21 protein-coding genes are annotated in these 26,913 nt (G+C 71.6%); 12 read left to right on the forward strand and 9 right to left on the reverse strand.

What is annotated here, in order from left to right:
- Positions 1-117 precede the first annotated feature (117 nt).
- Positions 118-684 carry a dihydrofolate reductase family protein gene (locus tag BN1197_RS05980; protein WP_040157122.1) on the reverse strand — a complete coding sequence of 189 codons (567 nt, stop codon included), beginning with the start codon at positions 682-684 and terminating at the stop codon, positions 118-120.
- A gap of 146 nt (positions 685-830) precedes the next feature.
- Between BN1197_RS05980 and BN1197_RS05985 the strand changes: the two genes are divergently transcribed.
- Complete coding sequence (locus tag BN1197_RS05985) at positions 831-4,364, forward strand: bifunctional proline dehydrogenase/L-glutamate gamma-semialdehyde dehydrogenase (protein WP_082043665.1); 3,534 nt, start codon at positions 831-833, stop codon at positions 4,362-4,364.
- 39 nt (positions 4,365-4,403) lie between these two features.
- On the opposite strand, the gene BN1197_RS05990 is transcribed toward BN1197_RS05985, so the two are convergent.
- Genes BN1197_RS05990 through BN1197_RS06000 form a run of 3 tightly spaced genes read right to left on the reverse strand, consistent with a single transcriptional unit; the run spans position 4,404 to position 6,748 of the window.
- Entirely contained in the window at positions 4,404-5,024 is a 621-nt protein-coding gene (locus BN1197_RS05990; RefSeq protein WP_040157124.1) for a hypothetical protein, read from the reverse strand.
- A complete protein-coding gene (locus BN1197_RS05995) occupies positions 5,021-5,650 on the reverse strand; it encodes a methyltransferase (protein ID WP_052466077.1) in 630 nt (209 codons plus the stop codon). The genes BN1197_RS05990 and BN1197_RS05995 overlap by 4 nt, the downstream gene beginning before the upstream one ends.
- A 60-nt stretch (positions 5,651-5,710) precedes the next feature.
- A complete protein-coding gene (locus tag BN1197_RS06000; RefSeq protein ID WP_040157126.1) occupies positions 5,711-6,748 on the reverse strand; it encodes an enoyl-CoA hydratase/isomerase family protein in 1,038 nt (345 codons plus the stop codon).
- 182 nt (positions 6,749-6,930) lie between these two features.
- On the opposite strand from BN1197_RS06000, the gene BN1197_RS06005 reads away from it, so the two are divergent.
- The 4 genes from BN1197_RS06005 to pheA all read left to right on the forward strand — a co-directional run bounded on the left by BN1197_RS06005 (position 6,931) and on the right by pheA (position 13,580).
- On the forward strand, positions 6,931-11,049 hold the full coding sequence (locus BN1197_RS06005; RefSeq protein WP_052466078.1) for an efflux RND transporter permease subunit: 4,119 nt from the start codon (positions 6,931-6,933) through the stop codon (positions 11,047-11,049).
- A gap of 151 nt (positions 11,050-11,200) precedes the next feature.
- Positions 11,201-11,653, forward strand: coding sequence for an ATP-binding protein (locus BN1197_RS06010; RefSeq protein WP_245851838.1), 453 nt, complete (start codon positions 11,201-11,203; stop codon positions 11,651-11,653).
- A 95-nt stretch (positions 11,654-11,748) separates the two neighbouring features.
- The gene (locus tag BN1197_RS06015) at positions 11,749-12,663 is read left to right on the forward strand and encodes a DUF5926 family protein (RefSeq protein WP_040157331.1); all 915 of its coding nucleotides are present in this window, start codon (positions 11,749-11,751) and stop codon (positions 12,661-12,663) included.
- A complete protein-coding gene (pheA, locus tag BN1197_RS06020) occupies positions 12,660-13,580 on the forward strand; it encodes a prephenate dehydratase (RefSeq protein WP_040157128.1) in 921 nt (306 codons plus the stop codon). Before BN1197_RS06015 ends, pheA begins: the two co-directional genes overlap by 4 nt.
- Positions 13,581-13,586: 6 nt before the next feature.
- On the opposite strand, the gene BN1197_RS06025 is transcribed toward pheA, so the two are convergent.
- Positions 13,587-14,720, reverse strand: coding sequence for a diacylglycerol/lipid kinase family protein (locus tag BN1197_RS06025; protein ID WP_082043667.1), 1,134 nt, complete (start codon positions 14,718-14,720; stop codon positions 13,587-13,589).
- Positions 14,721-14,870: 150 nt separating this feature from the next.
- Here BN1197_RS06025 and serS point away from each other — a divergent pair, with 150 nt between their 5' ends.
- The 4 genes from serS to BN1197_RS06045 all read left to right on the forward strand — a co-directional run bounded on the left by serS (position 14,871) and on the right by BN1197_RS06045 (position 18,324).
- Positions 14,871-16,202 (forward strand): serine--tRNA ligase, encoded by a 1,332-nt coding sequence (gene serS / locus BN1197_RS06030; RefSeq protein WP_040157130.1) that lies wholly within the window; start codon positions 14,871-14,873, stop codon positions 16,200-16,202.
- Positions 16,203-16,518: 316 nt separating this feature from the next.
- Complete coding sequence (locus BN1197_RS06035; protein ID WP_040157132.1) at positions 16,519-16,794, forward strand: hypothetical protein; 276 nt, start codon at positions 16,519-16,521, stop codon at positions 16,792-16,794.
- Positions 16,795-16,817: 23 nt separating this feature from the next.
- The gene (locus tag BN1197_RS06040; RefSeq protein ID WP_040157134.1) at positions 16,818-17,639 is read left to right on the forward strand and encodes a TrmH family RNA methyltransferase; all 822 of its coding nucleotides are present in this window, start codon (positions 16,818-16,820) and stop codon (positions 17,637-17,639) included.
- A 37-nt stretch (positions 17,640-17,676) separates the two neighbouring features.
- A complete protein-coding gene (locus BN1197_RS06045; protein ID WP_040157136.1) occupies positions 17,677-18,324 on the forward strand; it encodes a VOC family protein in 648 nt (215 codons plus the stop codon).
- 2 nt (positions 18,325-18,326) lie between these two features.
- Here BN1197_RS06045 and BN1197_RS06050 read toward each other — a convergent pair whose 3' ends face one another.
- A complete protein-coding gene (locus tag BN1197_RS06050; protein WP_040157137.1) occupies positions 18,327-20,207 on the reverse strand; it encodes an HAD family hydrolase in 1,881 nt (626 codons plus the stop codon).
- Positions 20,208-20,251: 44 nt separating this feature from the next.
- On the reverse strand, positions 20,252-21,661 hold the full coding sequence (gene purB / locus BN1197_RS06055; RefSeq protein WP_040157139.1) for an adenylosuccinate lyase: 1,410 nt from the start codon (positions 21,659-21,661) through the stop codon (positions 20,252-20,254).
- A 239-nt stretch (positions 21,662-21,900) separates the two neighbouring features.
- On the opposite strand from purB, the gene BN1197_RS06060 reads away from it, so the two are divergent.
- Entirely contained in the window at positions 21,901-23,223 is a 1,323-nt protein-coding gene (locus tag BN1197_RS06060; RefSeq protein WP_052466079.1) for a methyl-accepting chemotaxis protein, read from the forward strand.
- Between the two features lie 103 nt (positions 23,224-23,326).
- On the opposite strand, the gene BN1197_RS06065 is transcribed toward BN1197_RS06060, so the two are convergent.
- Positions 23,327-23,824: a low molecular weight protein-tyrosine-phosphatase gene (locus tag BN1197_RS06065; RefSeq protein ID WP_040157142.1), complete on the reverse strand. Its 498-nt coding sequence runs from the start codon at positions 23,822-23,824 to the stop codon at positions 23,327-23,329.
- On the reverse strand, positions 23,825-24,061 hold the full coding sequence (locus BN1197_RS06070; protein ID WP_040157143.1) for a hypothetical protein: 237 nt from the start codon (positions 24,059-24,061) through the stop codon (positions 23,825-23,827). It abuts the gene before it with no gap.
- A 470-nt stretch (positions 24,062-24,531) separates the two neighbouring features.
- Here BN1197_RS06070 and BN1197_RS06075 point away from each other — a divergent pair, with 470 nt between their 5' ends.
- Together BN1197_RS06075 and BN1197_RS06080 are read left to right on the forward strand one after the other, a co-directional pair.
- Positions 24,532-25,956: an alpha/beta hydrolase gene (locus BN1197_RS06075; protein ID WP_040157144.1), complete on the forward strand. Its 1,425-nt coding sequence runs from the start codon at positions 24,532-24,534 to the stop codon at positions 25,954-25,956.
- Positions 25,957-26,491: 535 nt separating this feature from the next.
- Positions 26,492-26,913 (forward strand): IS110 family transposase (locus BN1197_RS06080; RefSeq protein ID WP_040155191.1); only part of this gene is annotated, 422 nt, incomplete at its 3' end.

Consider the following 26,913-nt stretch of genomic DNA (forward strand, 5'->3'; position numbering starts at 1 on the left):
CGACGCCCACTCGGTGCGGCGGCGACGGGAGTCGGGGCACCGGTCGCACACCGAGAGCGTACGGGGCAGGTGAAGCCCATCGTCCGCTCGGTCACGGCCGGCGCGAATCACACCAGGTCAGGCGCGCCGATATGTCGTCAGGAGGACTCCGGCCGGAAGGCGCTCGACGTCTCGCAGGTCGAACTCCCGCACCCCGTACCCGAGGCGGGTGAGAGGGATTCCGGAGCCGAAGAGCACGGGATTGACCTTGAGCTGGAGTTCGTCGATCTCGTCGATCAGCTGCGCGGCGAGGTCCGCGCCACCGCAGAGCCAGATGTCCCTCCCGTCCTCGGTCTTGAGCGCGCGGACGGTCTCGACGACGTCTCCGTCGACACGCGTCACGGTCGGGTCCTGCGGAAGGGGCCGGTGCGTCACCACGTACTGACGCAGGTGGGGGTACGCACTGCTCAACCCGGCCTCGATCGCCGGTCGGTGGGTGGCCTCGCCCATGATCACCGTGTCGAACCGTCGCGGGGATCCGTCGACGCCGAGGGCATCGCGAACGTGCGCCGGGCAGGTCTCGGGGTAGCGCGCGAACAACTCGACGAGGGTGGCCGGATCGGCGGGGAAGCCCTCGGCCCCGCCGTCGGGACTGGCGATGAAGCCGTCGATCGAGGTCGCGACGTAGTAGACGAGGTCACGCATCGGGCACTCCGATCACTTCAGGTGTCGTGGCCCGGCCCATCATCATCACTCGTGCGTCCCACCACCACCGATTATGTCCCGGGGGGCCGTGGAATCCACGCCGAATCGACAAGACGGCCCGCGCGCCGGGCGCCGATACTGGCCCGATGAGTGAGCAGACGACGATGTCCCCGGTCGAGAGCGACCTCGCTCGCGATGCCCTTCGTCCGTTCGTCGAGGACGCGGTCGCGCTGGCCCGACGGTGGGCCGAGGCGACCGAGCGTGAGCAGACGAAGGCCGAGCGGGCCACGACCGGTCAGCTCGCCTCGCTGGTGCGTGACGAGGAGGGGCTCGACTTCGCCGTCCGGTTCGTCGACCGCGTCGCCCGGCCCGAGGACAACCGGGCCGCCGCGCACGAGTTGTCGCACCTCACCACGAAGAACGCCTCGGCGTTCCTCGCCTCCACCGACCGGGCGCTGCTCGGTCTCGGAGCCAAGGTCGCGCCCCTCGCGCCGTCGTTCGTCGTGCCGCTCGCACGAATGCGGTTGAAGCAGATGGTCGGTCACCTCGTCGGCGACTCCCACGACCCCGCCCTGCGCAAGCACCTCGCACGCGCCCGCGCCGAGGGATTCCGCCTCAACGTCAACCTCCTCGGCGAGGCCGTGCTCGGCGAGAATGAGGCCGCCTCCCGCACCGCGCGCGTCACCGACCTGCTGCGCCGTGACGACGTCGACTACGTCTCGATCAAGGTGAGCTCACTCGTCAGCCAGATCAGCACGTGGGACCACGAGGGCACCGTCGCGCACTGCCTCGACCGGTTGCGCCCGCTCTACCGGGTCGCGAACGAGAAGTCGCCCAAGGCGTTCGTCAACCTCGACATGGAGGAGTACCGCGACCTCGACCTCACCCTCGACCTGTTCAAGCGGATGCTCTCGGAGCCGGAGTTCGAACAGCTCGAGGCCGGCATTGTGCTGCAGGCCTACCTGCCCGACGCCATGCCCGCACTCGAAGGACTCGTCGAGTTCGCGCAGGAGCGGGTCGCCAAGGGCCACGCCGGCATCAAGATCCGCCTGGTCAAGGGCGCCAACCTGGCGATGGAGCAGGTCGAGGCCGCCATCCACGGCTGGGAGCAGGCGCCCTACCGCTCCAAGGAGGAGGTCGACGCCAACTACCTGCGCTGCGTCGAACGACTGCTGCGCGAGGACGCCGCCGGCAGCCACGACGGCCGCCCGGCCCCCGTGCGCGTGGGCGTCGCGAGCCACAACCTCTACGACATCGCCGTCGCCCACCTGCTCGCCGAGCACCGCGGCACCTCGGGCGCGCTCGACATCGAGATGTTGCAGGGCATGGCCCCGGCACAGTCCCGCGCGGTCAAGGAGACGGTGGGCACCGTGCTGCTCTACACGCCGGTCGTCGCCCCCGAGGACTTCGACGTCGCCGTCAGCTACCTCATCCGCCGCCTCGAGGAGAACGCCACCCCCGGCAACTTCCTCCACGCGATCTTCGACGACGGCGACACGCGCGGCTCGGGCGAAGACCCGATGGGCGAGCAGGAGCAGCGCTTCCGCGAGTCCGTCGAGGCGATCCCGACGACGTCGGTCGGGCCGCAGCGGCGCTCCGAGCGCGCCCGCATCGCCGACGAGTTCGACAACACCCCCGACTCCGACCCGGCGCTGCCGGCCGTCCGCGCGTGGGCGAAGGCCGCGCTCGAGGCGACCCCGGACGAGCTCACCTCACCGGTGCTCCGCTCCACCGAGGAGGTCGACGAGGTGATCGCGACGGCGACCCGCGCCCACCAGGAGTGGGCCGCGCGACCGGCGTCCGAACGCGCGGGCATCCTGCGGGAGGCCGCGCGTGAGCTCGAAGCCCGCCGTGGGCGGTTCCTCACCGTCATGGCGGCCGAGGGCGGCAAGACGGTCGAGCAGTCCGACCCCGAGATCAGCGAGGTCATCGACTTCGCGCGGTACTACGCCGACCGCGCTCTCGACCTCGAGAAGGGCCTCGCGACCGACGGCGCGACGTTCACCCCGAGCCCGGTCACGCTCGTCACCCCGCCGTGGAACTTCCCCGTCGCCATCCCGCTCGGCGGCGTCCTCGCGGCCCTCGCCGCGGGGTCGGCGGTCGTCATCAAACCCGCGCACCCGACTCCGGGTTGCGTCGAGCTCGGCATCGAGGCGCTTCACGCCGCCGGCGTCCCGGCCGACGCGGCACAGGTCGTCCGCACCGGCGAACGCACCACCGGCCGGCACCTCGTCAGCCACCCCGACGTCGAGACCGTCATCCTCACCGGGGCCAGCGAGACCGCCCGCATGTTCGCCGGTTGGCGCACCGAGCACGAGCACGGCGCACGGGTGTACGGCGAGACCTCCGGCAAGAACGCCCTCGTCGTCACCCCCGCCGCCGACCTCGACCTCGCCGTGGCCGACCTCGTGAAGTCGGCGTTCGGGCACGCGGGGCAGAAGTGCTCGGCCGCCTCGCTCGCGATCCTCGTGGGATCGGTGGCGACGTCCGAGCGGTTCCGCCGTCAACTCACCGACGCAGTCTCGTCGCTGCGGGTCGGCTGGCCGCAGGACCTCTCGACGACGATGGGCCCGATCATCGAGCCGGCCGACGGCAAGCTCCTGCGCGCCCTCACCACGCTCGAGCAGGTTGAGAGCTGGATCGTCGAGCCCCGGCAGCTCGACGACACCGGCCGCCTGTGGTCGCCCGGCCTCAAGGAGGGCGTGCAGCCCGGCTCGTTCTTCCACCTCACCGAGGTCTTCGGGCCGGTGCTCGGCCTCATGACGGCCGACACCCTGGAGGAGGCGATCGAGCTGCAGAACGCCACGGCCTTCGGCCTCACCGGCGGGCTGCACTCGCTGGACGCCGTGGAGATCGACCAGTGGTTGGAGCACGTCGAGGTCGGCAACGCGTACGTCAACCGGCACATCACCGGCGCGATCGTGCGCCGGCAGAGCTTCGGCGGCTGGAAGGAGAGCTCGGTCGGCCCGGGCGCCAAGGCCGGCGGACCCAACTACGTCGCCCAGCTCGGGCACTGGACCCCCTCGGGCCTGCCCACCCAGCTCGGCGACGTCACCGGCGAGGCGCGTCGCGCGCTGCGCGCGTTCCTCGGGTTGCTGCCCGACCGCGAGGAGCGCACCTGGCTGCGTGCCGCCGCCGGCAGCGACGCACGCGCGTGCATCGACGAGTTCGACGTCGAACGCGACGACTCCGACCTCGTCGTCGAGACCAACGTCTTCCGCTACCGCCTCCACCCCGACGTGTGGGTGCGCACGGGGGACGGGGTGGCGCTCGTCGAGTTGCTGCGCCTCGTCCTCGGGGCGATCGCGGTGGAGGCGCCGCTGCGGATCAGCCTCGACCCCGGCACGAGCGCGCTGCTCAAGGCCTGGCACGGGCGCGACGCCGACGCCGACGAGGCGCTGCGCATCATCAACCGGTACGTCGACCGCGCCGAGACCAGCGAGGACTTCCTCCTGCGCGTCGAACGCGGTGACGTCAGCGGTCGTCTCAAGGTGCTCGGTGACGACGCCACGCTCATGCGGGCGCTTCGCGAGGAGGAGGCCCGGGGCACGGTCACGCTCTTCGCCGACCCCGTCGTCGCCACCGGCCGCCGAGAGCTGCTGTTCTTCCTGCGCGAGCAGGCGATCAGCCGCACGATGCACCGCTACGGTCACCTCGAGCGCGGATCGGCGTCGTTCTGAGGCACCGATCGACGCAGGCGCCCTCCGCTGACGGCGGGGTCAGCCGGGCGTGACGACGGTCGTCGTCACCGTCGTCACGCTGGGGCGAGCGGGGGTGGAGCCGAACCCGAAGCGCACCGGCGGAGTGACCGGGCGCAGCGGGCCGAGATCCACGCCCGTCCACGACGCGACGAGCGAGGTCACGGTGTGCACGTCGCGGGCGCCGTAGAACTCGAGACGGTCCCGCCCCGCCGTGCCCGCGGTACGGAGTCCGACCGCGCGTGCGGGCAGGTCGGTCAACCGGCAGAACGCCGGCGACGTCGCCACCCGCCGGGGGATCGCGGCCAGCAACGCACCGAGCAGAGTGCGGCCTCCGGTCGTGAACGTCAGGCGCAGCGGCCCGGCCTCGACCGACCAGCGCTGCGCCGGGCCGGTCGATCGCCCCTCGTGGACGACGCACGTCACCGGAGTGAGCACGACGTCGTCGAACGAGTAGGTGGCCGTGACGAACTCGGCGACGTCCATGCTCGGCGCGAGCAACAGTCGCTGCCCGTTCGAGCGCTCGACCATGACATCGGTGAACGACCCCAGAGGCGAGACGGGCCAGTGACCGACGACGAGACGCGTGCCCTCCGCCGTGCCCATCCCGGCGATCCGGCCGTCGAAGACATGACGGGTCATCGCAGCTCCTCGTCGGTGTCGTCGTCGCGGCCGCCGACCTCGGCGGGCACGTCGCGGGAGAAGAGGCCGAGGAGGAACTCGGCGTCGGTGTGGGTGACGATGCGTCCCCAGCCCCGTGCGTTGAGCGCGACGCTCGCCTCGTTGAAGCTCTCGAGACCGGAGCAGTGCGCGTCGTCGGGCCGCGGGCTCCAGTGCACGAGCACGAGATCGGCGTCGGGTGCGGCGACCTCGTCGACGAGCGCGTAGGTCGCCGCGCGGTCCCGCGACGAGAGGTAGTAGAGCAGCTCACTGAGCACGACGAGGTCGGGCGGGCTCTCCAGCCCGGCGGGTCGGTCGGGCAGTCGCGAGAGCTCGACCCGTGCGCTCGGAGCCTCGGCGAGTCGCGCCGACGCCAGCGCGACCGCCTCGGTGGAGGCATCGGTCGCGAGCAGGGCCTCGGCCCGACCGACGAGCGCGGCGGCGAGTTCGCCGGTGCCACAGCCCGCGTCCCACACCACCGGGTAGGCCGGGCGCCGTAACGAGGAGAGCACGACATCGATCTTGCGTCGCTCGTACCAACTCGTCGCGACCTGCCACGGGTCGGGGTCGTCGGCGTAGAGCCGGTCGAAATCCGGCGTCGTCGTCACGGCCCCATCGTGCCATCGCCGGGTGCAGGCCGGTGGCCTGCCCGCGTCGTCGTGGGCGCCTCAGGCGTCGAAGGCCGCGGTGACCTCGCCGCGGGGAACGTCGGCGATCGACGGGTGCCGCCAGGACGGCTCGTTGTCCTTGTCGACGAGGAGCGCACGGACGCCCTCACGGAAGTCGGGTTCGGTGCAGAAGGCGCGGGCGAGGACGAGGTCCTGGTCGAGGACGGCGTCGAGGGAGTCCAGGCGGCCCGCGCGTCGCAGCGCCTCGAGCGTCACGCACACCGCGAAGGGCGAGCGCGCCTCGATGGCCCGGGCGGCCTCGTGCGCCTGCTCCTCCCGCTCGCCGCGGTAGGCGCGCAGACGCTCGACGATGGCGACCGGGTCGTCACCGGTGTAGCAGGCGTCGATCCACGCACGGTCCTTCTCCAACGGGGCCGGGTGGTCGGTCGAGCCGATCCCGGCCGGTGTCGGCACGTCACCGGTCTCCAGGCCGCGCAGGATCTCCTCCAGCGAACCCGAGTCGACGAGCACGTCGGCGACGCCGAGCAGCACCGCGTCGGCCCCGGAGGCGACGTCGCTCGTCAGCGCGAGGTGGGTGCCGAACTCACCGGGGGTGCGCGCGAGCAGGTAGAGGCCGCCCACGTCGCAGAAGAAGCCGATCTTGGTCTCGGGCATCGCGACCTTCGTGCGTTCGGTGGCGATGCGCAGCGACGCGTGTCCGGCGATGCCGATGCCGCCGCCCATGGTGACGCCGTCCATGAACGCGACGACCGGTTTGGGGTAGTCGCCGATGAGTCGGTCGAGGTCGTATTCCTCTGCGAAGAAGGCCATCGCCCCCGCCTCGTCGCCGTCGACGAGCGCCCGACGCACCGAGACGACGTCGGCGCCGGCGCACAGGCCCTTCTCGCCCTCACCGGTGATCGCGACGACCCGCACGGCATCGTCGTCCCGCCACGCCTGCAGCTGGGTGCGCATCGCGCGGACCATCTCGGGCGTGAGTGAATTGATGGCCTTGGGCCGGTCGAGGACGACCACGCCGAGTGCGCCCCGGCGATCGAACCGCACCTGATCGGTGGCGGGGGAAGTGTCGGTGCTCACGGGAACCTCCTCGAGGTCGCGGGCGTTGTCGAGCGGGGTCGAGGCCCGGGACGTCCCGACTCCCGGCCGGACCTCAGGCTAGGCGATGACGCCGAAAGGCGCCGTCGGTGCCCTGTGGCAGACTCGCAGACGTCGGTGGGAGGGATCCGTCTCGCCGGCCGTTCCACCGCATCGGAGTTCGCGTGATTCTCACCAGGTTCAGCCTGCGCAATCGGGCTCTCATCGCCCTCGTCACGGTCTTCGTCATGATCGGCGGCATCATCGCCCTCGGCGGCATGCGGCGAGAGCTCATCCCCTCCATCCAGATCCCGATCGCGGGGGTCGTCACGGTCGTCCCGGGGGCGAGCGCGGGGGTCATCGAGGAACAGGTCACCGCGCCCGTCGAGGCCGCCGTGCTCGGCGTCGACGGGGTGGAGAAGGTCGAGTCCACGTCGTCGGCCGCCATGTCGTCGGTCACGGTCAACCTCGAGTACGGCACCGACCTGCCCCAGGCACAGGCCAAACTCCAGCGGGCCGTGCTCGCGGTGCGCAGCCTGCCCGAGGGCGCGGAGCCCCAGGTCATCACCGGCAGCATCGACGACTTTCCGGTCATGCAGATCGCCGCGAGCGGCGGTGAGAACCCCGACCAGCTCGCCGAGCGCGTCCGCGACCTCGTCGTGCCCGAACTCGAGGACGTGCCCGGGGTTCGCGAGGTCCAGGTCAGCGGCGCCGCCGAGAAGATCGTGCGCATCGACCTCGACGAGGACGAGCTCGATCGAACGGGCATCACGGCCTCGACGGTCACCAGCCTGCTCCAGGCCAACGGCATCGTCGTCCCCGGCGGTCAGATCAAGGAGGGCTCGAAGGACCTCAGTGTCGAGGTCGGATCCCGGCTCACGACGCTGGACGAGATCCGAGACCTGCCGCTGGCCTCCGTGCCCGGTGGCTCCGGTGGCGCCAACCCCCTGGCCGGGATGGGTGGCTCGGGTAGGTCGGGCGGCTCCGGTGGATCCGGTGGCTCGTCACCGGCGGCCCCACCCGGATCCCCCGGCTCGGGAGGTGGATCCGGCGGCTCCGGCGGCGCCCCGGCTCTCGGGGGCATCGGCATGCTCGCCCCCGTCCCGCGGGCGCGGCCGATGGCTCCGACACCGAGCCCCACTCCCACGCCCGGCTCGTCGAGCACGGCGCCCGCGACGCCGCCGTCGACCCCGACCGGTCCGGCCACGACGCCGTCGACCACGCCCAGCGAGTCTGCGACCCCCGGCTCGTCGACTCCCAGTCCGTCTACCCCCGGCTCCACGAGTCCCACCGGGCCTCCGACCACGTCGAGCGCTCCGCCCTCCCCGACGGGCGGGCCCTCCGGCCTGCCCACCGACCTTCCCACGGCGCTGCCCACCGACGTGCCGTGGCCGCCCGGGCTGCCCTCGCTGCCCGAGCTCGTCAAGCAGTTCGAACAGCTCCCGCGGCTCATCGCCGCCCTCGACCAGCTCGAGCAGCTCCAGCAGCAGCTCAAGGGCCTGGACCAGCTGCAGCAGCAGCTCAAGGGGCTCGAGCAACTCCAGGGGCTGCAGGGTCAACTCGGTGAGCTGCGCAAGTTGCAGGGGCAGCTCGACCAGCTGCGCGGTCTGCAGGGGCAGCTCGCCCAGCTCGCGCAGCTCCAGGGACAACTGCAGCAGTTGCAGGGGCTGCAGGGCCAGTTGCAGGGGTTGTCGCAGCTCCAGGGTCAGCTGCAGCAGCTCTCGGCGTTGCAGGGCCAGCTCGCCGGACTCTCGGAGCTGCAGAAGCAACTCGCGGCGATGCAGGGGCAGCAGACGATCCCGACGCCCAAGATCCACACGCTCGGCGACGTCGCGAAGGTCGAGCTCGTCGACGGCCCCGGCGCCGGGGTCTCGCGCTCGGACGGGCGCCCGAGCGTCACCCTCGCCGTCACCAAGACCCCCCAGGCGGGCGCGGTCGACGTCTCGCACGCCATTCACGAGAAGCTCGGCGACGCCCAGGCCAAGATCCCCAACGGCAAGCTCACCGTCGTCTTCGACCAGGCCCCGTTCATCGAGCAGTCCATCGACGACCTCGGTGTCGAGGGCATGCTCGGCCTCGCCATGGCCGTGCTCGTCGTCTTCGTGTTCCTGCTCTCGGTGCCGCTCACGGTGGTCACGGCCCTGTCGATCCCGATGTCGCTGCTCATGGCGATCATCGGCATGCGAACGGGCGGCCTCTCGCTCAACATCCTCACCCTCGGCGCGTTGACGATCTCGGTCGGCCGCGTCGTCGACGACTCGATCGTCGTCATCGAGAACATCAAGCGGCACCTCGACCTGGGCGAACCCAAGGGCGTCGCCATTCCCCGGGCCGTCAAGGAGGTCGCCGCCGCGATCACCGCGTCCACCGCCGCGACGGTCGCGGTGTTCCTGCCCATCGGTGTCGTCGGTGGCCAGGCCGGCGAGCTGTTCCGCCCATTCGCCATCACGGTCGCCCTCGCCATGGGCGCATCGTTGCTGGTCGCGCTCACGATCATCCCGGTGCTCGGGTACTGGTTCGTGCGGAGTGGTTCGGCCACGCAGGGCCGCCGGCGCCTGCGTCTGCCCTGGCGGAGTCGATCCGACGAGGCCGCCGAGTCTCATGAGCGCCACGAGTCTCATGAGTCCCACGAACCCGACGCGACCGATGAGGCCGACGACGCCGACCCGGTGGAGGGCGGGGAGCCGGCGCGCGCCGGGCGCGACACGCACGTGGGCGGTTTTCTCGTGCGGGCGTACATGCCGACGCTCGACCTCGCGTTGCGGCACCCGGCCATCACCGTGCTCGCGGCGGTGCTGCTGCTGGCTCTCACCGGCGGCCTCGCCACCGGCCTCAAGACCGATTTCATCGGCGACTCCGGCTCCGACTCGCTCACGATCTCCCAGAAGCTCCCGGCGGGCACCACGCTGTCGGAGACCGACAAGCGGGCCAAGGTCGTCGAGGGGCTCGTTCGCACGCAGCCGGCCGTCCAGTCGGTCCAGACGACGATCGCCGGGTCCGGCAGCAGCGGATTCGAGGCGATGTTCGGCGGTGGCGGGAGTAGCACCGCGCGCCACACGCTGACCCTGAAGGAGGACTCCGACGCCTCCGCGGTCGCCGACGCGCTGCGCACGCAGTTCGCGTCGCGGGACGATCTCGGTGACGTCACCGTGTCGCAGGCCGACGGTGGTCCGGGTAGCAGCCAGGTGGAGGTGTCGGTGCAGGCCGCCGACGCGGCCGACCTGCGCAAGGCCGCTGCGGCCGTCGAGAAGGCCGTCACCGACGCCGGCGGCGTGCGCGACGTGACGAACAACCTCGCGGCCGAGACCCCGACTCTCGTCGTCGACGTCGACCGCGCCGAGGCGCTGAAACGCGGCCTCACCGAGCCGCAGATCGGGATGGCGGTGTCGCAGGCACTGCAAGGCGCCACGATCGGCAAGGTCGAGATCGACGAACAGAGCCACGACGTGGTCGTCCACGAGGGCCGTACGCCGGCGTCGGAGTCGGCGCTGGAGAACGTCGTCGTGGGCAACGACCTCAACGGCAGGTCGGTGCGGCTGCGCACGATCGCCGCGGTGAAGAAGGAGAACGTCGCGTCCTCCATCAGCCGGGTCGACGGGCACCGCACCGCGCTCATCACGGCCTCTCCCGCCGGCGACGACCTCGGCGCGCTCACGCGGGCGATCCAGTCGAAGCTGGACACGACGACGCTTCCCCCGGGGGCCTCCGCCGAGATCGGTGGTGTGAGCGCCGACCAGCAGGAGGCGTTCGGCCAGCTGGGGATCGCGCTGCTCATCGCCATCGCCATCGTGTACGTCGTCATGGTCGCGACGTTCGGCAGCCTCATCCAGCCGCTCATCCTGCTGGTCAGCGTGCCGCTCGCGGCCACGGGCGCCCTCGCCGCACTCGAGATCACCGACACCCCGCTCGGGGTCCCGGCGATCATCGGCCTGCTCATGCTCGTCGGCATCGTCGTCACCAACGCGATCGTGCTCATCGACCTCGTCAACCAGCACCGCGAACGCGGACAGGGAGTTCACGAGGCGGTGCTCGAAGGGGCCCGGGATCGCGTCCGGCCCATCGTCATGACGGCCCTGGCCACGATCCTCGCCCTCGTCCCGATGGCCATGTCGCTCTCGGGTGGTGGGGCGTTCATCTCCCAGCCCCTCGCGCTCGTCGTCATCGGTGGCCTGTTCAGCTCGACCGCACTCACCCTGCTCGTCGTGCCGGCGCTCTACCTCATGATCGAGCGTCGCCGGGCCGGCCGGGGCGACCCCCGCGATCCGCTCGCCGAGCAGCAGCAGGAGGCCGGCGCCGAGGTCTGAGCGGCCGGGCCGGCTCGCGATCCCGGCGGCCCCGGCTCGACCGTTCGCGTGGCCCTTCGCAGGTGCGACACAGTCGACACCCAGGGCCTGTTGCGCAAATCGTGTAACAGGTGGTTATGTGGGGAACACGATGCCGCCGAAGGAGTCGATCGTGACCGTCACCGACCAACTGCCCGAAGCCACGACGAGCCCCGTCGAGGGAACCAAGAGCGTGCGAGTGCCTCACACCACGGGGGCCGTGCGTCAGGCCCGTGAGACCGTGGCCGCCGATCTCAAGGCCCGCGGGGTCGAGCGCGCCGTGGTCGACGAGGCCGAGGCCGTCGTCTCGGAGTTCGTCGCCAACTCCGTCCTCCACGCTCGCCCGCTCGCCGACGGTTGTGTGCGTGTGCGCTGGAAGGTCAAGAGCGGCGCGGTCGAGGTCGAGGTTCGCGACGGTGGTGGTTCGACCGTGCCCAAGCCGGTCCGCCGTTCGATCTGGGCGGTGCGTGGGCGGGGTCTGCGCATCGTGCGCAGCATGGCTCACGAGTGGGGTGTGCAGGACGAGCGCAACGGACGCACCGTGTGGGCCGCGCTCGGCGGCCCGTCCCGTCGACGCCGTCTCTGAACCGACCGTCTCCGAGGCGCCGGTCGCCTCCGGCGCGCCGCGACCGTCGACGAGCGGTCGGCAGGGCTGTCGGAGGCACCACCTAGTCTGTGTTCATGGGTAAGGCATCACGACGCGCTCGCCAGGCCGAGCGGCGCCAGGGTTCGACCGTCTCCACCGCAGCGCCGTTCGTCGCCCGCCCCTTCGAGGGCGTGCCGGGCGAGACCGACATCGTCGCGATGCGTGAGATCGTCCCGGCCGCCACGGCGAGGCTGCGTCTTCGTCGCGACGCCGCGCCCCTCGTCGAGGCCGCGGGGGATGGCGAGGTTCCCGAGTTCGTCACGCTCGCCACGGTCCTGCCGCTGGCGTGGCCGGGGCTGCACCGTGGCGACGGTGAGTACCTCATCGGGCTGCAGTCGGGCTCGAGCACCGGTGACCACTCCCGCGACGCGGCCCACGTCCTCCTCGAGCTCATGCGCACGCCCGAGGGGCAGCCGGCACGCCCGGCCGGCATCGCCGAGCGCTCCACGCCCCGCCTGCAGGAGCTCGTCGATCTCGATGCGCCGTTCGAGGTCGAGATGCACGAGACGTTCGACTTCTGGATCGCGCCGGGTCGTGAGCTCGACGCCGAGGCCCAGGCCTCCCTCGAACAGACCAACGCCTCGATCGTGCCCACCCGCAGGCTGTCGAGCATCGAGTCCGCCTACTGGTGCCGGGTGGGCGAGCGCACCCACCTGCGGTGGCTGTTGCCGCAGAACGAGGACGAGGCCACGAACGCCCTCGCTCGTCTCGTCGCCGCCGGCGACGTCTCGCTCGGCCCCGACACGCGCCTGCTCGGGGCGTTCCGCGCGTGCGGTCTGCTCGCCCCGGTCTGGGATCTCGACCCCGCCCTCGAGGCCGACGACTACGAGGACGCCGCGGCGGCCGTCGCCCGGCGGTTCGCCGAAGCGCTCGCCGTCGACACCCCGCTGAACGCCGACGAACGTCGCGCTCGCTCGGGCCTGCTCGGTCGCCAGCTCACCCTGCGATGACCCGGATCGGCTACCTCGGGCCCCCGGGGACGTTCACCGAGATGGCGTTGCTGCGCCTCCCCGAGGCCGAGACGGCCGACGCGGTGCCGTGCCCCTCGGTCGATGCCGCGCTCGCCAAGGTGCGTGCGGGAGAACTGGATTCGGCCGTCGTCGCCATCGAGAACTCCGTCGAGGGCGGGGTGTCGGCCACGCTCGACGCGCTCGCCACCGGCACGCCCCTGCACCTCGTGGCCGAGGTTCTCGTCCCGATCACCTTCGTCCTCGCGGTTCGGCCGGGCACGACGCTCGCCGACATCACCGGTGTCTCGACGCACAGTCACGCCTGGGCGCAGGTGCGCCGGTGGATGGCCCACAACCTCCCGGAGGCGGTGTTCGTCCCGGCGCTCTCGAACGCCGCCGCGGCCGCCGACCTGGCGGGCGACACCCCGGTGCCGTTCCAGGCCGCCGTGTGTCCGCAGATCGCCGCCGACCGGCACGGGCTCGTGCCGCTCGCCGACGACATCGGCGACATCCCCGACGCCGTCACCCGGTTCGTCGTCGTCGCCCGCCCCGGGCATCTGCCCAGGCCCACGGGCGCCGACAAGACGACCGTGGTGCTCTTCCAGCGCGACGATCGCCCCGGCGGGCTGCTCGGTCTGCTCGAACAGTTCGCCGCCCGCGGCATCAACCTCACCCGGATCGAATCGCGTCCGACCAAGGCCTCGCTCGGCTCCTACTGCTTCTCGGTCGACCTCGAAGGCCACGTCGCCGACGAGCGGGTGGGCGAGACGCTCATGGGCCTGCACCGCATCTGCTCCGAGGTGCGCTTCGTCGGCTCCTACCCGCGCGCCGACGGCCGCCCGGCCGAGATCCACCCCTACCACGACGACGACGCGTACGTCGACGCCCGCACCTGGCTGGAGACGCTGCGCAGCTGAGGTCGCTCAGGGGCGGTGGCCGGTCGCGCCGTGGTGGGCCGGCTGGGGTGCGGGTTGCGGCAGGCGCAGGACGAGGGCGTTGGGCAACACCTTCGCGGTGAGCGCGTGCGCGGGACCGATGGGATCGCCGTCGAGCTGCACCTGCTCGACGTGATGGCCGGCGAGGTCGACCGTCATCTCCTGGCACTGGAAGTGCTCGACGCGGCGGTGCCCGCGCCGCGTCTTGGTGAGGATGCGCACGATCACGGCCGCCCATCCCATGACGCCGCGGGGTGAGAGCAGCACGACGTCGAGGCAGCCGTCGTCGACCGCCGCGTCGGGCAGCAGTTCGACCCCTCCCTGCAGCCGGCCGACGTTGCCGATGATGATCGAGCGCACCTTGCGGTGGACCGTTTTGCCGCCGTCGAAGGTGACCTCGGCCTCGAACCGGTTGCCGTAGAGCTGACGCACTCCCGAGACCACGTACGCGCCCCACCCGATGCGGCTCTTGAGCTGCTCCGGGGCCTCGGCCATGACCGACGCGTCGAACCCGAGGCCGGCCATGACGAGGAAGTGGTAGTCCTTCGGCTCCTCCTGGGTGTCACGGGGCACGATCGAGAGCACCCCGACGTCGATGGCGCGGTCGACACCGGTGAGCGCGATGCGGAACGAGTCGTCGAGAGAGTCGTACGGCAGCCCGAGGTTGCGCGCGAGCAGGTTGCCGGTCCCTCCGGGCAGGAGTCCCATGGGGACGTCCGAGTTGCGCAGTTCGGCGGCAACCGCGCGAACCGTGCCGTCGCCCCCGAGGGCGCAGACGAGGTCGACCCCCGCCTCGACCGCCTCGCGCGTCTGCCCGGTGCCCGTGTCGTCGGCGGTGGTGCGCCACCAGAGCAACTCCCAACCGTGCTCGTCGGCCAGGCCACGCAGGTGACGCTCGACCTCCGTGTCGTCGTCGAACTTCGTCGGGTTGACGACCACCGCGACCTTCGGACGCTGCGGATCGTCGGTCTCGACGGTCTCATCGGTCTCGGCGGGTTCGTCGCTGCCGGAAGTCGTCTCGGCACGCGAGAAGCCGTCTCCGATCCGCACCGTCGTCCACACCACCGTCGCGACGACGGCGAGGCTGACGAGCTGTGCGAGGAGCAGCGCGAGATCGGTCACGCTTCGACGTTACCGGGGGACCGGTGCACACGCCGAACGGAATGCAGACGCTCCCGAGGTGCGCAGAAAGGCACCGAAGCTCCGGCGAGGAACGTGGCTCCGTCTCCTCGCTCGGAATATCGGTGGCGCGCGACCGATATCGTGGGAGGCGTGATCGACATCAAGCTCCTTCGTGAGAACCCGCAGGCCGCACGGGCGTCGCAGCATGCCCGTGGAGAGGACGAGGGGATCGTCGACGCGATCCTCGGCGCCGACGAGCGGCGCCGGTCGAGCCTGGCGGAGTTCGAGCGTCTGCGCGCGGAGCAGAAGACGACGAGCAAGGCCGTCGGCGAGGTCATGGGCCGCCTCGGCAAGGCCAAGAAGACGGGCGCGGACGCCGCCGAGATCACGGCGCTGGAGGCGGAGGCGAACGAGGCACGCCGTGCCGCCGGCGAGCTGTCGGACCGGGTGAAGTCGCTGGAGGCCACCGCGGCGGAGGCCGAGGTCGAGCTGTCGGCGCTCATGCGGCGCATGCCCAACCTCGTCATCGACGGCGTGCCCGCGGGCGGCGAGGACGATTTCGTCGAGCTCGAGAAGCGCGGCCCCGCGCCGCGTGACTTCGCCGCCGAGGGTTTCGAGCCTCGCGACCACCTCGAGATCGCCGAGCACCTCGGCCTGCTCGACATGGCTCGCGGCGTCAAGGTCGCCGAGTCGCGGTTCTACTACATGGTCGGCCAGGGCGCTCGGCTCGAGAACGCGCTCATGCAGCTCGCCCTCGAGACGGCGTACGAGAACGGGTTCGTGCAGATCGGCGTCCCCACCCTCGTCAATCCCACGACGATGGCCGGCGCCGGGTTCCTCGACTCGCACGCCGACGAGGTCTACAAGCTCGGCACCGACGAGCTGTACCTCACCGGCACCTCGGAGGTGGCGCTCGCCGGGTTCCACGCCAACGAGATCATCGACCTGGCGCAAGGGCCCAAGCGGTACACCGCGCTGTCGACGTGTTACCGGCGTGAGGCGGGCAGCTACGGCAAGGACACCCGCGGCATCATCCGCGTGCACCAGTTCCAGAAGGTCGAGATGTTCGTCTACTGCCGGCCCGAGGACGCCGAGGACGAGCACGCCCGCCTCCTGCAGCACGAGCAACGCATGCTCGAGGCGATGGAACTGCCCTATCGCGTGATCGACGTGGCGGCCGGCGACCTCGGCGGTCCCGCCGCACGCAAGTTCGACTGCGAGGCCTGGGTGCCCACGCAGGGCAAGTACCGCGAACTCACCTCGACGTCGAACTGCACGACGTTCCAGGCGCGGCGACTCGGTGTTCGGGAGCGCACGGAGAACGGCACGCGCATCGTCGCGACCCTCAACGGCACGCTCGCGACGACGCGCTGGATCGTCGCGCTGCTCGAGAACCACCAGCAGGCCGACGGCACGGTCGTCGTCCCGGCCGCGCTGCGTCCCTACCTCGGCACCGACGTCCTCGTGCCGGGCGGCCGCTGAGCGAACTCGGCGGCTCGGGGCCGGCGCGAACCGGCTCTCACGTGTCCGGGAGATGGCCGCGAGCCGTCCGGAAGACGTTCAAGAATGGCGTTCGACTTGAACGCACACCTCACGCAACGGCGGGGATATCGGTCGCACGACTTGGTTCACGTCCACATTGATGAACCTGAAATCCGTTGTGCTGCAACGGATTTCGTGGCGAGAAAATGGCTCCCCCAGAATCGGTCGGGAATGCTGTGGACCTCGTCGTCGCGGGCGATAGGGGAGACGTCAACGGGGGAATGCGAGAGCACACGAACAGGGGAGACAGACCGTCATGGACGACGACCAGCAGCACACCGCGGAATGCCTGCCGATGCAGGCCGATCTCTACAGCCACCACCTCTACCTTTCGCATTTCGTGCGCGAATGGGCCCGAGCCGTGCTGCGGGACGCCGCCCAGGAACGCGGCCACGCCGAGGCGGAATACCTCAAGGGCTACGCCAAGGCGCTCACCGACATGGCCGGCCACCTCGAGGACGGCGAGGCCCTCCCGGGCGGCCCGTTGTACTGTCACGTCACGCAGCGGTTCCAGGGGGGACGCCTCGCCTGATCGGGTGGGATGCTGGTCTCGTCATGGAGACCATCACCAGCCCGTCCAATCCCCGCCTGCGCGCCCTCGCGCGGCTCAAGCGCCGCCGCGATCGCGACGCGGCCGGAGTCACCCTCGTCGAGGGGGTGGAGGAGACGACGCTCGCCCTCGAGGCCGGCGCCCGGGTGCGCGAGGCGTACTGGTGTCCCGAGTTCGATGACGGTCGCGGCGAACCGCTGCTGGCAGCCCTGCGCGAGCGGGGAGTCGGCGTCGTGCGGCTCTCCCGAGCCGCGTTCGAGAAGGTCGCCTACCGCGAGGGTCCCGACGGGATGCTGGCGGTGCTCGCCGCTCCCGGCCTCACGCTGGCGCAGTTCGCGCCGCCGGAGCCGGAGTTCCTCCTGCTCGCCGAGCACGTGGAGAAGCCGGGCAACCTCGGGGCGATCCTGCGCACGGCCGACGCCGCCGGCGTGCACGGGGTGCTCGCAGCCGATCCGGTGACCGACTGGGGCAATCCCAACGTCGTCCGCAGCAGCAAGGGCGCGGTGTTCTCGGTGCCGGTCGTCTCGGCCACGACGGCCGACACGCTCGCGTGGTTGCGACAGCGCGGCGTCTCGCTCGTCGCCGCCACCCCCGACACCGACGTGCTGCACACCGAGGCCGACCTCACCGGCCCGGTCGCGATCGCGGTCGGGGCGGAGAAGGAGGGCCTGTCCCGCCAACTGCTCGACGCGGCCGACGTGCGGGTGCGGATCCCGATGGTCGGGCGGGTCGACTCGCTCAACGTCGCGACATCGGCGGCGGTGCTGCTCTACGAGGCCGTGCGCCAGCGCGGTACGGACGAAGGTCCCGGGGCTGTCGGTAGCTGACTCCGGCGACCTCGGCACCCTGTGCCACCATGTGGCCATGCGAGTAGACCATGTCTCCTATGCCGCAGAGCACGATGGCGTGCGTGCGACCGCCGACCGCCTCGCCGAGAAACTCGGTGTGCGTGCGGTGAACGGGGGCGTGCACCCCAGCTTCGGAACCCGCAACGTCATCCTCCCCATGGCCCACGAGCGTTACGTCGAGGTCGTCGAGGTGCTCGACCACCCGGCCTCCGACAAGGCGCCGTTCGGTCAGGCGGTCCGCGCGTGTTCCGAGCGCGGCGGCGGTTGGCTCGGCTGGGTCGTGCGGGTCGACGACCTCGCGCCGGTGGCCCAGCGCCTCGGGCGCGACCCGGTCGCCGGGCGTCGCCGCTTTCCCGACGGCCGCGAACTCATGTGGCAGCAGATCGGTGTCAACGGGCTGATCAACGACCCGCAACTGCCGTTCTTCATCTGTTTCGAGAACCCCGAGCTGCACCCCTCCGGCGCCATCGTCGAACTCGTGCGCCCGAAGGTGAACATCGCCCGCCTCACGATCGCCGGCGACCCCGACCGCGTGCGCGACTGGCTCGGCGAGCCGGCACAGACCACCTCCACCGCGATCGCCTTCGACTTCATCGCCCCGCACGGCACCGCGGGCCTGATGTCGGTCACGTTCGACACCCCGAACGGACCGGTCACGATCTGACCTCAGGCGCTGCTTGACCCGGCCGCTCCGTCGGTCTCGCTCCGGGCCGTGGTCTCGCGCTCCTGGTCGGCGTCGCCGCGTCCGTAGCTGCGCGGTCGTAGGGCGTTCGCGGCGGCGATCACCGGCAGTCCCGCACCCACGACGGCGGCGTACTGCGGATCGAGCATTCCGAGCGCGGCCGCTCCGAGCGCGAGGACCTCGACGACGGCGACCAGCACGATGCCCTGCGTGGTGACGCGGCCGGCCTTGCGGGCCAGGCCGACGGCTCGCAGCGACGTGGCGAGATCACCGGGGTCGACGTGCACGGTGTGGTGGTCGTGCTCTCGACCGGAGGCCGGGTCGAGCCGGTCGGTGCTCGTCGGAGAGCCGGGGGCGAACACGACGGCGGCGTCACCGGGGGCCGGTGCGCCGCAGGTGCTCAACATGCCGGTGAGGAGGACGGCGGCCGTCGCGTCTGCGCGGGGCGGACCGTGCCGCTGCACGAGTTCGTGGGAGGTGACCGGCCTGGTGAGGACGTGCCGGTCGCGGTCGGGAATCTCGAGCGCCTCGCCGATGTGCCGGAGAACGGCGGGGTCGGGGCCGACGACGACCGGTGTGATGCCGAGCGCCGTCAGCTCGGGCCGGTCGGTGAGGGCCTGCGAACGCACCTGTGGGAGCAGGGTGAACGCCGCACGGGCCACGCCGCCCCAGCCGACGTGGACCGTCGTCTGCTCGCCGGTCGATACGGCAGGGACGCGTTCGAACACCTCGGCAGGACCGAGGGTGACGACGGTGTCCTTGATGCGGCCGCGAAGGGGCTCCGGTGTTCCCGCGGCGTGGCTCCCGGGCGGCGAGGGGACGGCCTCGACCGGGCGCAGGGGGATTCCCCGCTCACGGGCCGCGGCAACGAGCGCGAGGTGCACCGGGTCGTCCCCGGCCGCAGCGACGCTCGCGGCGGCCTGCAATGCCGCCGTCACCTGCAGCCGGCCCGCGGGCCGCACCGAGACCAGGCGCGGATGACTGTCGGCGACCACGCCCACGGGGTCGAACACCAGCGTCGAGATGCGCGCGACGTCACGCAGGTCGATGTCGCCGAACACGATGCCGAGCTCGCGCCCCCGGTCGCGCGCGGCACGGCCCGGGACGTGCCGGGCGAGCATGAGTGCGGCCGGGGAGGACGCGAGGAGCACTGCGGCCGCGGGCATCGTGGCGACGATCGCGGCCACCCCTCCCGTGGACTGCGGCGCGAGCCGGATCCAGGCGGCGGCGAACGCCAGCAGCGCGAGCAGACCGATCGGGATGGCAACCCAACCGGCGGCGAGGTCGACCCATCGCCGCAGGTCGGCGGCACCCCGGGTCGGGGCCCGCTCGGATGCGGCGGAGGCGGTGATATCGCCTGGAGTCACGTCGGCGGGCGTCTCGTCGTCGCCGATCGCGGGAACGCTCGCGCCGGGCCGTGACCGGATGGATGCGCGTGAGGCGTGTGCCCCCGCGGGCAGCACGCGCAGGAGCCCTGCGACCACCCGACCCGCGACGAGGTGGGCCGCGGTGGCAACTCCGACCGCGCCGAGGAGCGAGCCGTCCGAGCCGACCAGCAGCAACGGGACGCCGGCCACGAGACCCAGGACGAGGGCGACGGCGAGCACGAGGGCTCCGCCCGGGGTGCGCCCGTCGGTCAGCCGCTCGCTGCCTCCGGCCCGCAACAGCGTGGGCAGCAGGCCGCAGATCACGGCGACGAGGGGCAGGGCCGCGCCGACCCCGGCTCGCCAGGCGGCGGGGAGCAGGTCACCGGCGGGGGTGAACAGCAGCGGGCTCGCGAGGCCGGTGAGCACCGCCGTCCACCACCGCAGTGGTGAGATCCGCACCTCGACGGGCATCCAGGTGCCCGGTTCCGCCGCGGTCATGGTCGGTCGGTCCTCCCGTCGGCAGGTCGTGCGGTGGTGGGGGTTCAGATGTACCGGCGAGCCAGCTCGGGCGCGAGGCCGATGTAGGTCTGCGGGGTGAGGCCGAGCAGCCGCTGTTCGACGTCGTCGGGCAACCCCAGCCCGCGGACGAACTCCCGCAGGTCGTCGCCGTCGATGCGACGCCCCCGCGTGAGCTCCTTGAGCCGCTCGTACGGGTTCTCCATGCCGGTGACGCCCTGCGCGCCGAGGGCCCGCATCGCGGACTGGACGGGCTCGCCGAGCACCTCCCAGTTGGCGTCGAGGTCGGCGGCCATCTGCGCGGGAACGGCGTCGAGGCCGGCCAGGCCCCGTGAGACGTTGTCGAGGGCGAGCAGGCTGTGGCCGAACGCGGTGCCGATGTTGCGCTGCATCGAGGAGTCGGTGAGGTCGCGCTGCATCCGCGACTGCACGAGGGTCGAGGCGAGCACGTCGAAGAGGGCGTTGCTCACCTCGAGGTTGGCCTCGGCGTTCTCGAAGCGGATGGGGTTGACCTTGTGCGGCATCGTCGAGCTGCCGACCGTGCCCTGGCCGCGCACCTGCGCGAAGTAGCCGAGGGAGATGTAGGTCCACACGTCGGTGCAGAGGTTGTGCAGGATGCGGTTGAACCGCGCGACGTCGGAGTACAGCTCGGCCTGCCAGTCGTGGGATTCGATCTGCGTGGTCAGCGGGTTCCACGTCAGGCCGAGGCGGTCGGTGACGAACGCGTTGCCGATCGCGGGCCAGTCCGCCTCCGGCACGGCCGCCACGTGGGCCCCGTACGTGCCGGTGGCGCCGTTGATCTTGCCGAGGAAGTCGGCCGAGGCGATGCGCCGCACCTGCCGGCGCAGGCGGTAGGCGAGAACCGCGAGCTCCTTGCCCATCGTCGTGGGGGTGGCGGCCTGACCGTGCGTGCGCGCGAGCATCGGCACGTCGGCCAGCTCGGTCGCCATGCCTGAGAGCTGATCGAGCAGATCCTCGGCCTTGGGCAGCCACACCGTCTGCACCGCGCCCTTGACCATGAGGGCGTAGCAGAGGTTGTTGATGTCCTCGCTGGTGCAGGCGAAGTGCACGAGCTCGGAGAGCTGCGCCGCGTCCTCACCGAGGATCGCCGGCATGCGTCGCTTGAGGTAGTACTCCACCGCCTTGACGTCGTGCACGGTCTCGCGCTCGATCTCGGCGAGCTCGGCGATGTCCTCGGCGCCGAAGTTCGCGACGATGGCCCGCAGCCTGGCGATCTCGGCCTCCGTCAACTGCCGCACGCCGGGCACGACCTGCCGGTCGGTGAGGTGGATGAGCCACTCGACCTCGACGTGCACGCGCGCCCGGTTCAACGCCGCCTCGCTGAGGTGATCGACCAGCGGCGCGACCGCCGGACGGTAACGCCCGTCGAGGGCGCCGAGAGCGATCGGGGGCGTGATGTCGGCAAGCGAGGTCATGGCCGCATTGTGTCACCCGGCACCGACGCTCCGGTCGGGCCCGCGGGCGGGGAGAACGGGAGCTCTCAGAGCGCGGGTGACTCCGGCGCACATCACGATCGGCGTCGATCAGAACCGCCACGAGGCCGCCGATAGGGCAGGGGAGCCCCACCCGATCGCGCGTCGATCGTCTCCGATCCGGTGACCGTCACCGCGATCTGTCGTGCTCTTTCATGCCGTATCGCCGAGGAGAAGGTTCGATGTCGCTCGACACCGTTCCGCTAGCCCCCACGTCCAGCACCCCTGAGGAGACCGAGTTCCGGCCCGGCATGAGTCTGGTGACCAAGCTCATCCTCAACGGGCTCATCACCGTGGGCTGCGCGGTGATGGTGGCGGGGACGACGATCTGGTCGTCGTTCGCGTTCTCCTCCGCTCTCGGCGACCTGTCGAACGCGGCGACGACCCTGGCCACGAGCGCGCAGAACGCGGGCGCCGCCAACCCCGACCTGCTCGCCGCCGTCGAGACCGCCACCGAGAGCGCCCAGGCCGCAGTCGTACGCACCCGCATCCTCGTCGTCCTCGCCGTGGCCCTGGCCTGCGTGCTCATCATGACGCCGATGGCGATCGTCATCGTCGGCGTACGCAAGACGATCCGCGAAGTGCAGGGCTCCCTCAGCGCGCTCTCCGCGGGCGACCTCACCCAGGTGCCGCACGTCACCTCCCGTGACGAAATGGGCGCCATGGCCGATCACCTGCGCCGCGCACTGTCGTCAATGTCGGGCACCCTGCGCGACGTCGACACCGCGGCCACGGCCATCACCCAGACCGCCTCCCGCCTCGGCGCGATCTCCGCCGAGGTCGGCGACGGCGCCACCACCGCCGCCTCCGAACTGCAGGACGCGACCTCCGCATCGACGCAGGCCACACAGGCCAACGACGAGGCCGGCGACGTCGTCGGGCAGATGCAGGGCACGACCCGCCGCATCGCCTCCGCCTCGGAATCCTCCTCGTCGGTGACCGGAGAGGCCGTCGAGGTCGTGCGTCGCACGGGTCACACGGTCGAACGGCTCGGGCGCTCCTCGGCCGAGATCGAGAGCGTCGTCTCGAGCATCTCCTCGATCGCCGAGCAGACGAACCTGCTCGCGCTCAACGCCACCATCGAGGCCGCACGCGCCGGTGAGGCAGGCAAGGGTTTCGCCGTCGTCGCCAACGAGGTCAAGGAGCTCGCGATGCAGAGCGGGCAGGCCACCGAGGAGGTCTCCGAACGCATCGGGCAGATCCAGTCCGACATCACCGCCGCCGTCGACGCGATCTCGGCCATCGCCGAGACCGTCGACCGCGTACGCACCACCCAGAACGAGATCGTCGACGCCGTGGCCGAACAGGGCGCACTCGCCGGCCGTCTCACGCACGCTCTCGCCGACGCGTCCAAGGCGACGACCGCGATCACCGGCCGGGTCGCCGAGACCAGCCGGCACTCCGACGGATTCCACGGCAACGCCCAAGACCTGCTCACCGCCGCGAACGAGTTGGGGACCGACGCGAGGCACCTCTCGCAGGCCGTGTCGCGCTTCCGGTACTGAACCTGGCGGGTCTCGTCCCGGTGTCGTGAGGTCGTGAGGTCGTGGTGCCCGAGTCGTGGTGCCGCGAGGTCGCGGTGTCGCGGTCGTCTCAGATCAGCGCAGGTCAGCGCTGGTCGAGCTCGGCGGCGATGAACTCGACCACGCCATCGCAGGCGGCCTCGACCTCGCGCAGGCACCGCGCGAAGCCCGCCTCGTCGCCGTAGTAGGGGTCGTCGGTCTCGAGCGTGCCCGCCTCGACCGCGGCCGGGTCGAACGAGCGCAGGAGGCGCACATGGGTCACGTCACCGCCCTCGGCGAGCCGTCGCACGGCGGCGAGGTGCCCCTCGTCGGCGACGAGCACGAGGTCGCGATCGGCCAGCCATGCATCCTCGAACTGACGTGCGCGGTGGGCGGATCCGTCGTAGCCGCCGTCGGCGAGCGCACGCACGGTGCGGGGATCGGCACCGAGCCCGACGTGCCAGTCACCCGTGCCGGCGCTGTCGACCTCTACCCGGTCTCCCAGACCCGCTCGATCGAGCTTCTCGCGCAGCACCACCTCACCCATCGGAGACCGACAGATGTTGCCGGAGCAGACGACACAGACGCGGTACGGATCCGTCACTCAGGACTCCTCGTCGTGGGTCAACGACCCGTCGCGCCGCTTGCGGATACGCGGGATGGGGCCGGTGAGGTGGTTGCCGGGGGTGCCCCAGGGGGCCACGGCCTGCCAGGAGGAGGAGGCCGGCGGCTCGTCGACGCCCTCTGCGCCGCTGTCGTGCGGAACCGATTCCGCCTGCGTCGACGGGTCCTCCGGCTGCCCGGTCGCGTCGTCGCGTGACGAGGGATCCGTGTGGAACATGGCACCTCCAGCCTGTCAATTGCTCAGACAATCGTGGCACACCGCGCCGATGTGGGCCGCCACTCGGGGTGTGACGAGGTCCTCTCCCCGGCCGGGGATGTGCGCGCTCGAGCTGCCGCGCGGAGACGCCGACGTCCCCGCAGTCTCGGCCGGAGTGACGGCATCGCAGAAGGCGAGCGGGCGACGTGACGTGCGATGGTGACAACGTGAGAACACGTGTGGTTCAACGGCTTTCGGGTGCGGCGGTCGTCGCGGTGCTGCTCTCTGCCACTGGAATGGTCCCGGCCGGCGGATCGACGGGGATCGGTGAGTCGGCGCCCGTGGCCGCCGCTGCGTCCTCCGTGGCTGGTGTGCCGGCTGTGTCGGGTGTGTCGTCTGCGTCGTCTGTGTCGGGTGCTTCTGCGGTGGCCGCATCGGCGGCGCCGTCGGCCGGGGGACTCGCGTGGTCGAGACGGTCGTGCTCGCAGGACGTGCTCGAGACCGCGCAGCAGCTCCGGCGTCCCGCCCTCGTCGAATGCGCGACGATGCGGGTGCCGCTCGACCGGTCGCGCCGGACGAGCGGAGCGATCTCGCTCAAGATCACCCGGGTGCGCAGCTCCGCACCGAGCCGGTCGACGCGCACCCTGTTCGTCAACCCCGGGGGTCCTGGAGTCGCCGCCGACTGGCTCGCTCCGGCGCTCGCCGCGCACTTCCCGGCGCTGCACCGCAGCCACGTGATCGTCGCCGTCGACCCGCGGGGGGCGGGGGGCAGCACGCCGCTCGACTGCGATCTCGTCCCCGCGCCGATCAAGGACCTGCGCCGTGGGGCCGCCGGGGAGGTCGGCGCGTTGCAACGGGCCACCGCCGCGACCGTTCGCGCGTGCGTGGCGCGACACGGGCGCACCCTGCCGCACGTCAACACGCGGGAGACCGTGGCCGACCTCGACGCCGTCCGCGCGCGGCTGGGTTCCGCCCAGATCGACTGGTACGGAGTCTCGGCAGGCACGTGGCTCGGCGCCCGGTACGCCCAGGCCTACCCGCGGCGCATCGGACGGATGGTGCTCGACAGCACCGTCGAGGTGACCGCGACGTGGCGCGCGAGCTTCGCCGAGCAGCCGCGCGGCTTCCAGCGCCGCTACTCCCGACAGTTCCTGCCCTGGGTCGCGCGACACCATCGCACGTACGGGCTGGGGCGGACTCCGGCCCAGGTGCTCGCGAGCGTGGAGTCGCTGCGAGCCCGGGCCGGCGCCGGCCGGCTCGGACGACTCACCCCGGTCGACCTCGACGCGCTCATCGCGAGCCGCATGTACGACGACCTCGACTTCTTCACGATGGCAGGCGACCTCGCGACCCTCGCCGACGAGCCGTCGGCGCGCCGACTCGCCGCGATCCGCAAGGAGGCCCACGAGGCCCGCACCGGTCAGGGACTGCTGACGGCCGAGGACACGGTGTTCATGGCCGTCCAGTGCAACGACTTCGCGTGGTCGCGCTCGGCATCGTCGTACGTGGCCGAAGGACGCGCCCTGGGCACCGCGTTCCCGCTGCTCGGGTGGACGTGGCTCGCCAGCCCGTGCGCGACGTGGCCCTACCGGCCGGCGGGGCTGCCCCCGCTGGCGCGGCATTCGCTGCCCCGGGCGCTCGTGCTGCACAACGAGGTCGACCCCGCGACGCCGTGGGAGGGCGCACGGCGGGTGCTGCGGGCGCAGCGCAACCTGCGCGCGGTCGTCGTCGACGACGAGGGCTCGCACGGAGTGCTCCTCGGCGGCAACGCCTGCGCCGTCGGACGAGGGACGACCTACCTCACCACCGGTCGGCTACCGACCTCCGACGTCGTCTGCCGAGGACGCCCCCTCCCAGGAGACACGGTCCTCCACCCCACGGGCGCCACCCTCACCCCCGCAGCCCTACGCAGGTAGATCTGGAGCGCAACCGCTCGAACAGGCGGTTTCACCCGGGCCGGACACGCCCTGGCGGTCAGACAGGCGGTTCCACCGGCTCGCGGCCACGCGCCAGCGCTCGAACAGGCGGTTCAAGCCGGCTCCGGGCGCGCGCCAGCGCTCGGACAGGCGGTTTCGTCGGGCGTCGGCGTTCGAACAGGCGGTTCTACCGGCCCACGGGCACGGTGCGGCGTTCGGACAGGCGGTTTCACCGGCTCGCGGGCCCGCGTCAGCGCTCGAACAGGCAGTTTCACCCGGGCCGCGTTCGGACAGGCGGGTTCACTGGCTCCCGGGCCCGCGCCAGCGCTCCCAGTGGAAGGCTTGGGGGTGTTCCGGTGGGTTCGCTCCTGTTGCGCTCTGCCCTCGTGGCTAATGTCCGTAGTGCGGCTCGCCGGGACACCACGGCCCGACCGGCGTGGCTTGAGAGGAGCGTGATCGGCGCATCCTGACTGGGATATGCCCACCGGCCGGACCGTGAACCCCACCCGATTCACGGCCAGGAAGGGCACTTCCCATGATCACGTTCGGTGTCGATGCACACAAGCGCTCTCACACGATCGTTGCCGTCGATGAGCTGGGCCGCAAGATCGCGACCCGCACCATCGGGACCACCACCAGCGAGCATCTGCAGGCCCTCGCTTGGGCCGTGCAGGTCACCCCGGCCGGGCACGATCGCCGTTGGGCCATCGAGGACTGCCGGCACATGACCCGGCGACTGGAAGCAGACCTGCTCGCCGCCGGGGAGGACCTGGTGCGTGTCCCACCCAAGCTCATGGCCCACGTGCGCGACAGCGCCCGCAGCTACGGCAAGTCCGACCCCATTGATGCCTTGGCCGTGGCCCGCGCGGCACTACGCGAACCTGACCTGCCGGTGGCCCGCCTGGACGGCGCAGAGCGTGATATCCGCCTGCTGGTGGACCACCGCGAAGCCCTCAT

It is taken from the genome of Mobilicoccus massiliensis (assembly GCF_000826525.2).
Lineage (GTDB): Bacteria > Actinomycetota > Actinomycetes > Actinomycetales > Dermatophilaceae > Mobilicoccus > Mobilicoccus massiliensis.